The organism is Streptomyces sp. NPDC008313 (genome assembly GCF_042956125.1).
Taxonomy (GTDB): domain Bacteria; phylum Actinomycetota; class Actinomycetes; order Streptomycetales; family Streptomycetaceae; genus Streptomyces.
Genome location: NZ_JBIBFR010000001.1, coordinates 1 through 15,094, shown reverse-complemented (window position 1 = coordinate 15,094; position 15,094 = coordinate 1). Strand labels below are relative to the sequence as shown.

Genomic DNA, 15,094 nt, shown 5'->3' with positions numbered 1-15,094 from the left:
TGTCGGCCTCGACGGTCTTGACGGCGGCCTTGCGGGTGCGCCGGGGCTTCGTCTCCGCGGCCTCGGCCGTGTCGACGGCCGCCTCGGCGGCGGCCTTGGCACGGGTACGGCGCGGCTTGCCTGCCGCGGCCTCGGTGGCGACCGGGGTGGGCGCCACGTCGGTGGTGCCCTCGGCCGTGTCGAGCGCGGTCTCCGCCGGGGCGGCCGCGGCCTTGCGGGTGCGGCGGCGCGGCTTCGCCTCGGGCTCCTCGGCCGTCTGCGCCGGGATGGCCGCCTCGACGCTCTCGGCCGCCTTCGCACGGGTGCGGCGACGCGCCCTCGCGGGCGCCTCGGTGACGTCCTCGGACACGCTCACGGCGGCCTCGGGGGCGGCCTGCGGTTCGGCCACGGCCTCCGCCACCGGTGCCGCCTGCGTCACCGTCTCCGCGGCCTTGCGGCCACGGCGGCGGCGCGGCTTGGCCGCACCTTCCGTCGCCTCCGCGTCGTCGGCCGTGTCCGTGCCCTCGGCGATGGCCACGACGGTCTCGGCCGCCGTGGGCGCGGCGACCTGCTCGGACGTCGCCCCGCCGCGGGTGCGGCGACGGCGGCGCGGGGTACGAGGCTCACCGGCTTCGGAGGACTCGGGCGTCGCCTCGACGGCGGCGGACGGCTCGCCCACCGGCGCCCCGCCGCGCATACGGCGGCGGCGCCGCGGCGTGCGCTCGGCACGCTCGGAGTCGGAGCGCTCACGGTCGCGGTCGCGGTCCGGCCCGGAGGAACGGCCGCCACGGTCACGGTCACGGTCGCGGTCCGGCCCGGAGGAACGGCCGCCACGGCCACGCGGCCCACGCCCGCCCGTCTCGCCGAGATCCTCGACGACCTCGGCGGACAGACCGGCCCGGGTGCGCTCGGAACGCGGCAGGATGCCCTTCGTGCCCGCGGGGATGCTCAGTTCCTCGTAGAGGTGCGGGGACGTGGAGTACGTCTCCGGCGGGTCGCTGAACCCGAGGTCCAGCGCCTTGTTGATGAGCTGCCAGCGCGGGATGTCGTCCCAGTCCACGAGCGTGATCGCGATGCCCTTGGCGCCCGCGCGGCCCGTACGGCCGATGCGGTGCAGGTACGTCTTCTCGTCCTCGGGGGACTGGTAGTTGATGACGTGGGTGACACCCTCGACGTCGATGCCGCGGGCGGCGACGTCGGTGCAGACCAGCACGTCCACCTTGCCGTTGCGGAAGGCGCGCAGCGCCTGCTCGCGGGCGCCCTGGCCGAGGTCGCCGTGGACCGCGCCGGAGGCGAAACCGCGCTGCTGGAGCTGGTCGGCGAGGTCCGCCGCCGTCCGCTTGGTGCGGCAGAAGATCATCGCGAGGCCGCGGCCGTCGGCCTGCAGTATCCGCGCGACCATCTCGGGCTTGTCCATGTTGTGCGCGCGGTAGATGAACTGCGCGGTGTTGCGCACCGTCGCGCCCTCGTCGTCCGGCGAGGTGGCGCGGATGTGCGTCGGCTGCGACATGTAGCGGCGCGCGAGGCCGATGACCGCGCCCGGCATGGTCGCCGAGAACAGCATGGTCTGGCGGCGCGCCGGAAGCAGGTTGATGATCTTCTCGACGTCGGGCAGGAAGCCCAGGTCGAGCATCTCGTCGGCCTCGTCCAGGACGAGGCCCCGGATGTGGCTCAGGTCGAGCTTCTTCTGTCCGGCGAGGTCCAGCAGACGGCCCGGGGTGCCGACGATGACGTCGACGCCCTTCTTGAGGGCTTCCACCTGGGGCTCGTAGGCGCGGCCGCCGTAGATGGCGAGCACCCGGACGTTGCGGACCTTGCCGGCGGTGAGCAGGTCGTTCGTCACCTGCGTGCACAGCTCGCGCGTCGGGACGACGACGAGGGCCTGCGGGGCGTCGGTCAGCTGCTCGGGCTTGGCCCGGCCCGCCTCGACGTCCGCGGGGACGGTGACGCGCTCGAGGAGCGGGAGGCCGAAGCCGAGCGTCTTGCCGGTGCCGGTCTTGGCCTGGCCGATGACGTCGGTGCCCGAGAGGGCGACGGGGAGCGTCATCTCCTGGATGGGGAAGGGAGTCATGATGCCGACGGCCTCAAGGGCTTCGGCCGTCTCGGGAAGGATTCCGAGCTCTCGGAAAGTCGTAGTCAGGGTGCTGCCTCTTCTGTGTACGCGGTGCGAGGCGAGCGCGGGGGTCGTGTCGGACCGTGCCGGGGACGTCGGCCGCTCTTGGCGGGCGGGCCGAGTGGCATGGGACCACAGCCGACGCTCGAGCGCTCGTACCGCTGAGGGTCCCTCCGGATGCCGTACGCACTGTGCCGTACGGGCGAGGAGGGCTGTCGGGCGGAGCCGATCGGGCCTCCGACCGGGCATCCTCATTCGTGCGGCCGGTCGAAATACTCGCCGGGCGCATTACCACCATACCCCGGAATCGCGCACATGCGATGGCCGGATAGGTCACGTAGTCGTCATCACACTGGATGAGCAGGGACTTCCGCGCTCCGGCGGGCGGGCTATTGTGCGCTTCATGACGACGCCTGACAACGCCGCTGACACACCCGCCGAGACCCCCGCCGCGTCCGCCGGACCCTCCGCCGACGCCGCTCCCACGGCCACCGGAGTCGCCGCGCAGGACTGGGACACGGCCTCCGTCGACCCGCAGTACCGCGCCGCCGTCGTCGACCTCCTCGGCGCTCTCGCGTACGGGGAGCTGGCGGCGTTCGAACGGCTCGCTGAGGACGCCAAACTGGCGCCGACGCTCGCCGACAAGGCGGAGCTGGCGAAGATGGCGTCGGCCGAGTTCCACCACTTCGAGAGGTTGCGGGACCGGCTCTCGGCGGTCGGCGCGGAGCCCACGGAGGCGATGGACCCGTTCGTCGCCGCTCTCGACGGCTTCCACCGTCAGACGGCGCCGTCGGACTGGCTGGAGGGCCTGGTCAAGGCCTACGTCGGCGACTCGATCGCCAGCGACTTCTACCGTGAGGTCGCGGCACGTCTCGACGCGGACACCCGCCGCCTGGTGCTCGCCGTCCTCGACGACACCGGGCACGCGAGCTTCGCGGTCGAGAAGGTCCGCGCCGCGATCGACGCCGACCCGCGCGTGGGCGGACGGCTGGCCCTGTGGGCACGGCGCCTGATGGGCGAGGCCCTGTCCCAGTCGCAGCGGGTGGTCGCCGACCGCGACGCCCTGTCGACGATGCTGGTCGGCGGCGTCGCCGACGGCTTCGACCTCGCGGAGGTCGGCCGGATGTTCTCCCGCATCACCGAGGCCCACACCAAGCGCATGGCGGCACTCGGCCTGGCGGCGTAGCCGTTCCGGCCGGGAACGCCGGGGGACCGGGACCGGGACGCGTTGGGGGTTGGCCTACGGTGCCTCGTGCGGGCACCGGGGCCGCCCGCCGGGTTCCCGGTGGTTCTGAGCAGTGAAAGGCCGTCGCACCGACATCCGGTGCGACGGCCTTTCGTGTTCACGTGTTCACGTGCGCCCGCTGTCCTGCGTGCGGCGGCTACGCCGTCGCCGAGCGGCGGCGAAAGCGCTCGGCCGGGCGCAGCAGCAGGGACAGCAGCGCCGCCGACACGGCGACCGCGCCGACCAGCATGACCAGGAAGTGGCCCGTGCCCAGCGCCGAATGGGTCAGGAACGCGCCGAGAAGGGCGCCTGCCACGCCGGTCGACAGGACGAGACTCCGGGCCGGCAGACGGTGCGGCAGCCGGTGGGCGGCCGCCCACGCCAGCGCCAGACCGAGCAACGCGGAGCCGAGCGCTTCCAAGAACAACATGAGGTCCCTCCCGCACGGCCGGGGCAATTCGGTCGTAGCCGGTCCTACCCCTGACGTGCGGAATGCAATCCTCCCCCTGTGTGTGAACTGTGGCCGGTCCGTGGGCGTGCCGAGAGGGAGGGCGGAAGCGGCGGGAGGACGTGGACGCCGGGACGGGAGGGACGCCAGGGGTGCGAGGGACGTGGAGGGTGCGGGGGCGTCAGGGGCGTGGAGGAGGGGTGAGCACGGGGGCGCGAGGGGCGGCGAAGGCGAGGGCGGCGGCGGAACGCGAGGGGCCCGGTGGCGGTGCGACGCCGTTGCTCGTCGCGGTGCCACCGGGCCCCTCGCCCAGGCTGTCGAACTACAGCGCGCTGAATCCCACCTTGCGCTGGGTGGGCTCGCCGAGCTCCACGTACGCGAGGCGGTCGGCCGGAACCAGGACCTTGCGGCCGTGGTCGTCCACCAGGCTCAGCAGCTGCGACTTGCCTGCCAGCGCCTCGGACACCGCGTGCTCGACCTCTTCCGGGGTCTGACCGCTCTCCAGAACGATCTCGCGGGGCGCGTGCTGCACGCCGATCTTGACCTCCACGGCTATGTCCCTCCGACGGTCAGTGAAGTGCGCGTTCGTCCGCGCTGTACGCAGCACACATTAGCCCGGTGAGGGGACGTCCACGCTCCGTCCGAGAACGCCACGAGCGAACAGCGGACGGGAACAAGGAAGCGGTCGGTGCTGCCCGGCACGCGGACCGGTGTCTCAGTGCTGCTCAATGCCGTGCAGCGGGAATCCGGCGATGCCCCGCCACGCCAGGGACGTGAGGAGCTGCACCGCCTGATCGCGCGGCACGCTGCGGTCGCTGTGCAGCCAGGAACGGGCCACGACCTGGGCCAGGCCGCCCAGCCCCGAGGCGAGCAGCATCGACTCCGCCCGCGAGAGACCGGTGTCCTCGGCGATGACGTCGCAGATGGCCTCCGCGCACTGGAACGTGACCCGGTCGACGCGCTCGCGTACCGCGGGCTCGTTCGTCAGGTCCGACTCGAAGACCAGCCGGAAGGCGCCGCCCTCGTCCTCCACGTACGCGAAGTAGGCGTCCATCGTGGCCCGTACGCGCAGCTTGTTGTCGGTGGTCGACGCCAGTGCGGCCCGCACCGAGTCGAGGAGCGACTCGCAGTGCTGGTCCAGCAGGGCGAGGTAGAGGTCGAGCTTGCCCGGGAAGTGCTGGTAGAGCACCGGCTTGCTCACGCCCGCCCGCTCCGCGATGTCGTCCATCGCGGCCGAGTGGTAGCCCTGCGCCACGAACACTTCCTGCGCGGCGCCCAGCAGCTGGTTCCGTCGGGCACGGCGCGGCAGGCGCGTGCCTCGCGGGCGCGCCGCCTCTGTCTGCTCGATGGCTGTCACGCCGCCTCCCAAAATTGTCCACGTGCGGTGTGCGCCGCGCCGCCATCGTACTTTTCGGTAACCGTGCTGTGCGCGGTGCGAGCGCAGAATTTCACGGACCGGACGGCGGCGAAAGTGGCGCAGGAGACCCCGTACAGGGGTGAACCGGGCAAGTGACGGGCTACCGGTAGTCGTCCTCGTTGATCGAGACGATCCTGGCCTGGTCCAGGCGGTCGGCCTCGTTCGCCTTGTCCGGGTCCGTTTCGGCCGGTGAGTCGTCGTCCTGCGGAGTCAGGTCGGTCTGCTGCTCGGCGGCGTCGGCCTCGGGGGCCTCCGTGTCCAGGTTCTCCTGGCTCGCGTCCTGCTCCGCGAAGGTCTCGGGGTCCGTCGGATCGACTGTCATGGTTCCTCTTCCCGAGCGGTTCGAGGTGCGCTCATGTAGGGATCCGGTCCGTGTACGAGTGCCCTCGTTGGCAGCCTAGGAGACACACGATTCCCGCGCCATGCGATCCGGCGGCCGTTTCGCGGCGGCCAGGGAGTACGGACAGGGGCGGGCGTGGCGGGCCCGGGTACGGGAGACACGTACAGAGGGCGCGTGTCGAGGCACGGCAGAGCGCTGACGGTGTGTGATGGCGAACACATCAACCCGCGTGTGATCGTCTCGTAACATTGCCGCATGTCTTCGACCGAGCTGCCATCCGTACTGGCCTCCACCGTCACACCGAAGGTGGGTTCCGTCAGGGTCGCGGAGGGCGAGCGGCTGCGGTCGGTCGGCCTTCCGGGGATCACGCTCCGTGTGCGGTCGAGACCGCCGGCGCGCGAGGGCCTGCCCCGGGCGCTGTACGTGCACGGCCTGGGCGGTTCCTCGCAGAACTGGTCGGCGCTGATGCCGCTGCTCGACGGACTCGTCGAGAGCGAGGCCCTCGATCTTCCCGGCTTCGGGGACTCCCCACCGCCGGACGACGGCGACTACTCGGTCACCGGGCACGCCCGCGCGGTCATCCGCTATCTCGACGCGGCCGGACACGGGCCCGTCCACCTCTTCGGGAACAGCCTGGGCGGGGCCGTCACGACCCGTATCGCCGCGGTCCGCCCCGACCTGGTGCGCACGCTGACACTCGTCTCGCCCGCGCTGCCGGAGATCCGGGTCCAGCGGTCGGCGATCCCCACGGGCCTGCTGGCCGTCCCCGGAGTCGCCCGGCTGTTCACCCGGCTCACCCGCGACTGGACCGCCGAGCAGCGCGTACGCGGGGTCACGGCCCTCTGCTACGGCGACCCCCGGCGGGTCACGCCCGAGGGCTTCCGCAACGCCGTCGAGGAGATGGAGCGGCGGCTCGCCCTGCCCTACTTCTGGGACGCGATGGCCCGGTCGGCGCGCGGCGTCGTGAACGCGTACACGCTGGGCGGCCAGCACGGGCTGTGGCGTCAGGCCGAACGCGTGCTGGCGCCGACCCTCCTGGTCTACGGAGGGCGCGACCAGCTCGTCGGCTACCGGATGGCCGCTCGGGCGGCGCGCGCCTACCGCGAATCCCGGCTGCTGACGCTTCCGGACGCGGGCCACGTCGCGATGATGGAGTACCCGGAGGCCGTGGCCAGGGGGTTCCGTGAACTCCTTGCGGACACAGGAGAGTTGGGCGACTCTGCAGGGGTGAGTGAGTCGACCGGTGCGCAGGGTCCGGCATCCGCCGCAGGCGGGGTGCCGAGCGTGCCGACGGTGGCGGACGCCCCCGAGATCACCGACGCGGAGAGCTGAGGGCGGCGTGGGACGTCACAGTCGCAGGGGACGGCCCGGCAAGGGCGGCACCGCCGACACACCGGCAACCCCGGCTCCGCGCCCGGCCGCGGCCGAGGCCCCAGGGGTCTTCCCGGCTCCGCAGGGCTTTCCGGCTCCGCAGGGTTTCCTGGCTCCGGACGGCAGCCGACGACCGGGGGCGATGCCGCCCCGGGGCTTCACTGGTCAGCAAGGTCAGCAAGGTCAGCAAGGTCAGCAAGGTCAGCAAGGTCAGCAGGGGCAGCAGGGGCAGCAGGGTCAGTACGGACGGCAGGGTCAGCAAGGCGGGCCGGGGGCCATGGGGCAGTCGGCGGCCACGGGTCAACCGGGGCCCGGCCGGCAGGCGCCGCCCCGGTCCGGCGGGCTTCCGCCCCGGGGTGCCACACGCTTCGCCGACGGCACGCCCGCGCAAGGGGTGCCTCGCTACCCCGACGGCACGCCCGCGCACGGCGTGCCCCAGGTTCGCGGGGGGCATCCCGAGCAGCGGGAAGGCGGCGGGGGCTGGGGAGAGCCCAGTGGCGGGCAGACGGGTGCGGCCACCGGTCACGGCGCCCCGCAGGGGCGACCGGGACCGCGGCTCCCCGGCCAGCGCCAGGGCCCCGGCCCCTTCCCGCCGGCCCCTCCCGGGCACCGGAAGGGCCCCACGGGGCCCCGGCAGGCCTACGTCGACGCCTTCGACGGGACCCGGGGCGGCCACGGCGCCGAGGGCGAGGACGACGTCGACGTCTTCGCCCCCCGGCCCTCCCCGGCCCGCCGCGCCGACCTCCACGCCACCGGCACCGGCACGGTCGGCGGGACCGAACCCCGGGGCGCCGACGTGCCGCCGGCCGGGGCGCCGGAGAAGGGCAAGGGCGGCAAGAGCCGGGCGTTCACCGGGATCGCCGCGGCGGCCGTGACGACGGTGCTCGCCGTCGTCGTGGCGGGCCAGGTCGCCGACGGACGTGACGACGCGGACGCCCGCCCCCAGGCCGCCGACGGCACCGGCAGGGACGTACGCGACTCCACCTCGCGCGGACAGGACCGGCCCGCCCCGTCGACGACGGCGAAGGCGGTCCCGCTGACGTACGACCAGAAGATGGGCAGGACGTACCCGCTGAGCGCGACACTCAAGGCGTCCGGGCACTTCGCCACCGTGCCGGGTACCGACAAGGCCCCGGGCAAGGGGCGCAGGTGGACCTACCGGGTCGACGTGGAGAAAGGGCTCGGCCTCGACGCGGAACTCTTCGCGCAGGCCGTGCAGAAGACCCTGAACGACGACCGCAGCTGGGCCCACGACGGCGCCCGGACCTTCGAGCGGATCTCCTCCGGGAAGCCCGACTTCGTGATCACGCTGGCGAGTCCCGGGACGACCGCGGTCTGGTGCGCCAAGTCCGGCCTGGACACCGCCGAGGACAACGTCTCCTGCGACTCCGCCGCCACCGACCGCATCATGGTCAACGCCTACCGCTGGGCGCAGGGTTCCAAGACCTTCGGAGACCACATCCACGCGTACCGGCAGATGCTGATCAACCACGAAGTCGGCCACCGTCTCGGTTTCAACCACGTCAACTGCAGCAAGGACGGCGAACTCGCCCCGGTCATGCAGCAGCAGACCAAGTTCCTCGACCACGACGGAATCCACTGCAAGGCCAATCCCTGGCGCTACCCCGAGGGTTGACGGGTGAGGCGCCCACCCGGCGTCGCACCGCGCTGTCCCGTCGTCGTCGGACGCGAGGCCGTCCGATGATCGCGTGACGAGGACAAACGCGTCCCGAGCGGGAAAGTTACGGCTGTTCACCCCTTCTGGTGGTGCGACGGACAACCGTCCGTCGTACCACCGCCTTGTCCGCATACGTTCGTCCCGCTGCGAGCCGCCGGGCCGACGGCGGGCCACACAAGGGAGATCGGAGGTGCACTCGTGCGCATAGGACTGCTTACGGAGGGTGGCTATCCGTATGTGAGCGGTGACGCCAGACTCTGGTGCGACCGGCTCGTACGCGGACTCGGTCGGCACGAGTTCGACATCTACGCGCTCAGCCGCAGCGAGCGCCAGGAGGGCGAGGGCTGGGTCCAGCTCCCGCCCCAGGTCACCCGGGTGCGCACGGCGCCCCTGTGGACCGTCGAGGACGACGGGATCACCTACGGGCGCCGCGCGCGGCGCCGGTTCACGGAGTACTACCGGGAACTGGCGACGGCGGTGTGCTCGGGTCCCGGCGCGGGGCCCGGGCCGGAGGCGCCCGTCGGGGTCGGGGCGTCCGCCGGGGCCGGGGCGGCGTCCGAGGTGCCCCCCGAGGCCTCCGACGGCCTTGAGGCGGACCGTTTCGGCACCGCGTTGTACGGACTGGCCGAACTCGCCCGTGACGAGGGCGGACTGGTCGGAGCGCTGCGCTCCGAGGCCGCCGTGCGCGAACTGGAGCGCGCCTGCCGCGCACCCGGCGCACTCCGGGCGGCGCACACCGCGCATGTCCCCGACCTGCTCGCCGTCGCCGCCCACATCGAGCGCGCGCTGCGTCCCCTCTCGCTCGACTGGTACGAGGGCGACGGGCTCGGCTCCGTCGACCTCTGCCACGCCACGGCCGGCGGCTCCGCCGCCCTCCCCGGGCTGCTGGCGCGGCACTTCTTCGGGGTTCCCCTGCTGGTCACGGAGTACGGCGTGCAGCTGCGTGCCCACTACCTGGCCTCGGCCGACGCCTCCCCGGCGGTGCGGGCCCTGCTCGCCGCCTTCCACGGACGGCTGGCCCGCGAGGTCTACCGGCAGGCCGCGCTGATCACCCCCGGCAACGCGCACGCCCGCCGCTGGCAGGAGCGCTGCGGCGCCGACCGCGCCAAGCTCCGCACCGTCTACCCCGGCATGGAGGCCACCCGGTTCGCCGACGTGGGGGAGAGGGCGGAGGACGCCGACCCGGACACGCTGGTGTGGATCGGCCGCGTCGAACCGGCCAAGGACCTGGTGTCCCTGCTCCACGCCTTCGGCGAGGTGCGCAAGCAGGTGCCGGGGGCCCGGCTGCGGATCGTCGGCGCCCCGACGGACGCCGAGGGCGTCGCCTACCTCGGCCACTGCCGGGCGCTCGCCGCACACCTCTTCCCGGACGAGGCGGAAGGGGCGTACGCGATCGGTGACAACCCGGTGCGCTTCGAGGAGATCGGCGGCCCACGGACCCCGAGTCTCGCGGAGGCCTACGCGGCGGGAGCCGTGATCGTCCTGTCGAGCGTCGTCGAGGGCTTCCCGATCAGCCTGGTCGAGGCCATGTTCTGCGGCCGGGCCACGGTCTCCACGGATGTGGGCGCCGTCGTCGAGGTCATCGGCGGCACCGGGCTCGTGGTGCCGCCGCGCAACCCGCGCGCCCTCGCCGAGGCGTGCGTGGCGCTGCTGCGGGACCCCGCACGGCGCACGCGACTCGGCGCGGCCGCACGCGCGCGTGCGCTCGAACTCTTCACCGTCGAGCAGAACGTCGCCGCGTTCCACGGCCTCTACCTGGAGATCGTCTCGCACGGACCGGCGCGGCCCGCGTACGTGGACGACACGGCCGAACCGCTCCCCTTCGCGGTGCCCGCGGAGATGCACGTGCCCGGCGGCTGGACGGAGTCCCGGCTCGCCGTCGCAGGCCGCACACCGAGCTGGGCGGCGGGTAATCCGGTCCGTGCCACCATCCAGGCGCCGGAGCAGGACCGCGCGCCGGGGCAGGTACCCGTTCCGGCGGGGGAGGCCACCCGATGAGCACCGTGGACGCGGGGCGCGCGTCGGGAACGGCCGCGCCGGCGAGGGCGGCCGATGCGGGCGGGCCGACGAGGGCGGCCGAGCCTCGGGCGACCGCGCAGGCGCAGGGGAGCCCCGAGGCGCCAGAGGCTGCCGAGGCACCGGTGACGGCTGCGCCACCCAGGACCTTGAAGGCGACGAGGACGACCGAGGCGTCAGGGACAACCGAGGCGTCAGGGACAACCGAGGCGGCGGACGCCGGGGAGAAGGCCCGCCGAGGCGGTGCCGACCCCGTCAAGGCCCTGATGCACCGGCACCGGAGACTCTGCGAGCGTGCGGTGGACCCCCTGGAGATCGCCGCCGGACTGGAGGCGCACGGGGTGACCGACCGGACCGCCGCGCGCTTCCGGCACCGGGACGTCTTCTCCCTCGCCGAGGAGATGTACGCGCGGGCGTCCCGTGACGCGGAACCGCGCACACCCCGCGCCGCCCCGGCCCCGTCCGGCTCGCGCACCGCGACCTGGGCCGTGCTCACCCTGCTGCCCGGCGCCCTGAGCGTGGCCGTCGTGGCCGGGTGGCGGTTCACCGACGGGCAGCCCCGCCCGGTGGCCGCCGCCGTGGCCGTCCTCGCCGTGGCGGCCGGCCTCGCGGCGGCGGTTCGCCGCGGCCCCCTGCGGGCCACCGCCCGGACCTCCGCCGGCACCCGCACCTGGACGTACGGCCTGATCGCGTACGCCCTGTTCGGGAACGGACTGCTCCGCGCCGGACTAGACGGCGGACCCGACGAACTCTGGCCCGTGGCCACCCCCTCTCTCCTCGCCCTGACCCTGTCCTGCGCCCCGGCGGCCTGGTGCGCCCACCTCTTCGACCTGCGCGCCCGCCGCAGGCTCACCGCCAGCCGGGGCCTCGACGAGTTCGCCGCCTCCGTACGGCCGCTGCTGTTCGGCGTGTTCGGACTCTTCCTGTGCGCCCTGTGGGCGCTGCTCGCCCTGTGCGGGGCACTCCTCGACGAACCCGTCGCCCACGCCGGAGCCGGCGCGCTCGGCGCGCTGCTCATGCTCGCCCGGCTGCTGACGACGCACGGCTTCACGCACGCCCCGGCCGTCGTCGTCAGGGCCGCGGGCGTGGCCGAGGCGACCGCCCTGGCCACGGTGTTCGCCGGACGGCTCCCCGGGCTCCACGCCGTGTCGACGCCGGTCGAGTCCGCCGTCCGCACCTGCGGCCCGGGCGTCGTCCCCGCCGCCGTGTGCGGCGCGGCCGCGCTCGTACTGCTCCTGCACTCGGCGCGCACCCTGACCCGCGCCTCGGCCCACGCGACACCGTCCGAGGCGCCGTGAGCCGCACCCCAACCTCAGGACCCGAGGCCCGGCCCCGGTTCTGACCACCCCTCTCCCGCGGGGCCGACACCGCGGGCCTTCCCCTCGACCCACGGCATCACCCCGAAGGAGAAAGCCAGATGATCACCTCCCGAACCGGAGAATCCGCCCCGGGAGCCGCCCGATGAGGGTCCTGCTGATCGGAGCCAACGGATATCTGGGCCGATTCGTCGCCGACAGACTGCTCGCCGATCCGGCCGTGCAGCTCACCGTGCTCGGCCGGGGCGACGACGCCGACGTACGCTTCGACCTCGCGTCCGGCAGCCCGGGCGCACTGACCCGGTTCCTGGACGCGGTGCATCCCGGAGTCGTCGTCAACTGCGCCGGCACCACCCGCGGCGGAGCCCGCGAGCTGACCCGGCACAACACCGTCGCCGTCGCCACCGTCTGCGAGGCCCTGCGCCGCAGCGGCTGCGGGGCACGGCTCGTACAGATCGGCTGCGCCGCCGAGTACGGCCCGAGCCAGCCGGGCTCCTCCACGGCCGAGGACGCGGTGCCGCGCCCCGGCGGCCCGTACGGCGTCAGCAAACTCGCCGCCACCGAACTCGTCCTCGGCTCCGACCTCGACGCCGTGGTCCTGCGCGTGTTCTCGCCCGCCGGCCCCAGCACCCCGGCCGGATCCCCGCTCGGCCGCCTCGCGGAGGCCCTGCGGCGGGCCATGCAGTCGGGCGACGGCGAGCTCAAGCTCGGTGGCCTCGGCATCCAGCGCGACTTCATCGACGTACGCGACGTCGCCCGCGCCGTCCACGCCGCCTCGCTCTCCGCCGCGCAGGGCGTCATCAACATCGGCTCCGGGCGGGCCGTGCGCCTGCGCGACGCCGCCGCCGTGCTCGCCCGGGTCGCCGGGTACGGCGGATCCCTGCACGAACTCGACGGGCCGCCCGGCCCGTCCGGGCCCGTCCGGCCCGTCCTGGGCCATCCACGGCCCGACCCGGACCACGTGGCCCCGGTCGGCCACCCGTACCCGGACGGCTGCGGCAGCTGGCAGCAGGCCGACGTGCGCACCGCACGCGACCGGCTCGGCTGGCGCCCCCGGATCAACCTGGAGGAGTCCCTCGCCGACATCTGGATGGAGGCCGCGTGCCGTATCTGACCAGCGCCGCGCCGGGCACCGCCAGTACCGGACTGGGGCTGGGCTTCGGCGTCCCCGGCTACGCCCACCCCCTCGTCGCCCCCCTGGAGTGGAAGGAACTCACCCGCCCCCACGCCCCGCTGCACTGGGTCGCCCTGAACGTCGCCAACGGTCCCGGCTCCCGGCCCGACCCACGGTGCCTGGAGGCGGCCGGCCGGCTGCGCAACGCGGGAGTGCGCGTCCTCGGCAGGCTGGACACCGCCCACGGCGCCCGCCCGCTGCAGGAACTGCACTCCGACGCCCGCCGGTACCTCGACTGGTACCGCGTCGACGGATTCCTGCTGCACCGCTGCCCGACCGAGCGCACCGCGCTGCCCCCGGTCCGGCGCGCGGTCGGCTCGCTGCGCACACTCCTCGGCGGCGGCCACATCGTCCTGGGCCACGGCGCCCATCCGTACCCCGGATACGCGCTCTGCGCCGACCAGCTGGTGACCTTCACCGGACCCTGGAGCGCGTACCGCTGGTCGCAGGTGGCCGAGTGGACCGCCGACCACCCGCCCGAGCGGTTCTGCCACTTCGTGCACAGCGTGCCCCGGGGTCATCTCGACGAGGCGCTGCGCATCGCCCGCTGGCAAGGCGCCTCGACGATCTACTTCACCGACCGCACCGATCACCACGGGCGAGCCGACCCCTGGGAGGCCCTGCCCGGCTACTGGGACGACATTGTCTCGCGGATCGGAACGGGTGTCTCGGAATGAAGAAGGGCGTGGCAGTGTTACGGAGAGAACAACCGTAGTGATTGACCGACCAACGGAGTCCCCGTGTCGCTGCCACCCCTGGTAGAGCCCGCTCCTGAGCTCACCGTAGACGAGGTCCGCAGGTACTCCCGCCACCTGATCATCCCCGATGTGGGGATGGACGGGCAGAAGCGGCTGAAGAACGCCAAGGTGCTCTGTGTGGGCGCCGGCGGGCTCGGATCGCCGGCGCTGATGTACATGGCCGCCGCGGGCGTGGGCACGCTCGGCATCGTGGAGTTCGACGAGGTCGACGAGTCGAACCTGCAGCGCCAGATCATCCACAGCCAGGCCGACATCGGCCGCTCCAAGGCGCAGTCCGCCCGCGACACCGTGCTGGGCATCAACCCGTACGTGAACGTCGTCCTGCACGAAGAGCGGCTCGAGGCCGACAACGTGATGGACATCTTCAGCCAGTACGACCTGATCGTCGACGGCACGGACAACTTCGCCACCCGCTACCTGGTCAACGACGCGTGCGTGCTGCTGAACAAGCCGTACGTGTGGGGATCGATCTACCGCTTCGACGGCCAGGCGTCGGTCTTCTGGTCCGAGCATGGTCCCTGCTACCGCTGCCTCTACCCGGAGCCCCCGCCGCCGGGCATGGTCCCGTCCTGCGCCGAGGGCGGCGTCCTGGGCGTGCTCTGCTCGTCCATCGGCTCGATCCAGGTCAACGAGGCCATCAAGCTTCTCGCGGGCATCGGCGAGCCGCTGGTCGGCCGCCTGATGATCTACGACGCCCTGGAGATGCAGTACCGCCAGGTCAAGGTCCGCAAGGACCCGAACTGCGCGGTCTGCGGCGAGAACCCGACCGTCACCGAGCTCATCGACTACGAGGCCTTCTGCGGCGTCGTGTCCGAGGAGGCCCAGGAGGCGGCGGCCGGCTCGACGATCACTCCCAAGCAGCTCAAGGAGTGGATCGACGACGGCGAGAACATCGAGCTCATCGACGTCCGCGAGCCCAACGAGTTCGAGATCGTCTCCATTCCGGGCGCCCGGCTGGTCCCGAAGAACGAGTTCCTCATGGGCACCGCCCTGGAGAGCCTCCCGCAGGACCGGAAGATCGTCCTGAACTGCAAGACGGGTGTCCGCAGTGCGGAAGTCCTCGCGGTCCTGAAGGCCGCGGGCTTCTCCGACGCGGTCCACGTCGGCGGCGGCGTGATCGGCTGGGTCAACCAGATCGAGCCGGAGAAGCCGGTCTACTAGACCCAATACCGGTGACTTAGGGGGCGATTCGCTCGTTGTTGTTGGTGTGCCGAGAGCGGGTCAGTTGAAGTCATCTGTTGAGCGGCTGTCGGACCGAG

The 15,094-nt window shown here is 73.1% G+C and carries 13 protein-coding genes; 8 read left to right on the top strand and 5 right to left on the bottom strand.

Annotation, left to right across the window (positions count from 1 at the left end):
• On the bottom strand, positions 1 to 2,026 hold a 2,026-nt coding region (locus ACFY93_RS00065), incomplete at its 3' end, for a DEAD/DEAH box helicase (protein WP_391352937.1).
• Between the two features lie 469 nt (positions 2,027 to 2,495).
• Here ACFY93_RS00065 and ACFY93_RS00060 point away from each other — a divergent pair.
• Complete coding sequence (locus ACFY93_RS00060; RefSeq protein ID WP_391352150.1) at positions 2,496 to 3,278, top strand: ferritin-like fold-containing protein; 783 nt, start codon at positions 2,496 to 2,498, stop codon at positions 3,276 to 3,278.
• Between the two features lie 196 nt (positions 3,279 to 3,474).
• Here the strand turns inward: ACFY93_RS00060 and ACFY93_RS00055 are convergent, their stop codons facing one another.
• The 4 genes from ACFY93_RS00055 to ACFY93_RS00040 all read right to left on the bottom strand — a co-directional run bounded on the left by ACFY93_RS00055 (position 3,475) and on the right by ACFY93_RS00040 (position 5,504).
• On the bottom strand, positions 3,475 to 3,744 hold the full coding sequence (locus ACFY93_RS00055; protein ID WP_391352936.1) for a hypothetical protein: 270 nt from the start codon (positions 3,742 to 3,744) through the stop codon (positions 3,475 to 3,477).
• 343 nt (positions 3,745 to 4,087) lie between these two features.
• Entirely contained in the window at positions 4,088 to 4,315 is a 228-nt protein-coding gene (locus ACFY93_RS00050) for a DUF3107 family protein (RefSeq protein ID WP_391352148.1), read from the bottom strand.
• A gap of 165 nt (positions 4,316 to 4,480) precedes the next feature.
• On the bottom strand, positions 4,481 to 5,122 hold the full coding sequence (locus tag ACFY93_RS00045) for a TetR family transcriptional regulator (RefSeq protein ID WP_391352146.1): 642 nt from the start codon (positions 5,120 to 5,122) through the stop codon (positions 4,481 to 4,483).
• 160 nt (positions 5,123 to 5,282) lie between these two features.
• Positions 5,283 to 5,504 carry a hypothetical protein gene (locus ACFY93_RS00040; protein WP_391352145.1) on the bottom strand — a complete coding sequence of 74 codons (222 nt, stop codon included), beginning with the start codon at positions 5,502 to 5,504 and terminating at the stop codon, positions 5,283 to 5,285.
• Positions 5,505 to 5,777: 273 nt separating this feature from the next.
• Here ACFY93_RS00040 and ACFY93_RS00035 point away from each other — a divergent pair, with 273 nt between their 5' ends.
• From ACFY93_RS00035 to moeZ, 7 genes are all read left to right on the top strand, one after another.
• Entirely contained in the window at positions 5,778 to 6,854 is a 1,077-nt protein-coding gene (locus tag ACFY93_RS00035; RefSeq protein WP_391352143.1) for an alpha/beta fold hydrolase, read from the top strand.
• 7 nt (positions 6,855 to 6,861) lie between these two features.
• On the top strand, positions 6,862 to 8,529 hold the full coding sequence (locus ACFY93_RS00030; protein WP_391352142.1) for a DUF3152 domain-containing protein: 1,668 nt from the start codon (positions 6,862 to 6,864) through the stop codon (positions 8,527 to 8,529).
• Positions 8,530 to 8,769: 240 nt separating this feature from the next.
• Entirely contained in the window at positions 8,770 to 10,569 is a 1,800-nt protein-coding gene (locus tag ACFY93_RS00025) for a DUF3492 domain-containing protein (RefSeq protein WP_391352140.1), read from the top strand.
• Positions 10,570 to 10,886: 317 nt separating this feature from the next.
• On the top strand, positions 10,887 to 11,885 hold the full coding sequence (locus ACFY93_RS00020) for a hypothetical protein (protein ID WP_391352138.1): 999 nt from the start codon (positions 10,887 to 10,889) through the stop codon (positions 11,883 to 11,885).
• A gap of 163 nt (positions 11,886 to 12,048) precedes the next feature.
• Positions 12,049 to 13,017 (top strand): NAD-dependent epimerase/dehydratase family protein, encoded by a 969-nt coding sequence (locus tag ACFY93_RS00015; RefSeq protein WP_391352136.1) that lies wholly within the window; start codon positions 12,049 to 12,051, stop codon positions 13,015 to 13,017.
• Positions 13,005 to 13,754 (top strand): spherulation-specific family 4 protein, encoded by a 750-nt coding sequence (locus ACFY93_RS00010; RefSeq protein WP_391352135.1) that lies wholly within the window; start codon positions 13,005 to 13,007, stop codon positions 13,752 to 13,754. Before ACFY93_RS00015 ends, ACFY93_RS00010 begins: the two co-directional genes overlap by 13 nt.
• Before the next feature lie 63 nt (positions 13,755 to 13,817).
• Positions 13,818 to 14,996 carry an adenylyltransferase/sulfurtransferase MoeZ gene (gene moeZ, locus ACFY93_RS00005; RefSeq protein WP_391352133.1) on the top strand — a complete coding sequence of 393 codons (1,179 nt, stop codon included), beginning with the start codon at positions 13,818 to 13,820 and terminating at the stop codon, positions 14,994 to 14,996.
• The last annotated feature ends 98 nt before the right edge of the window (positions 14,997 to 15,094 follow it).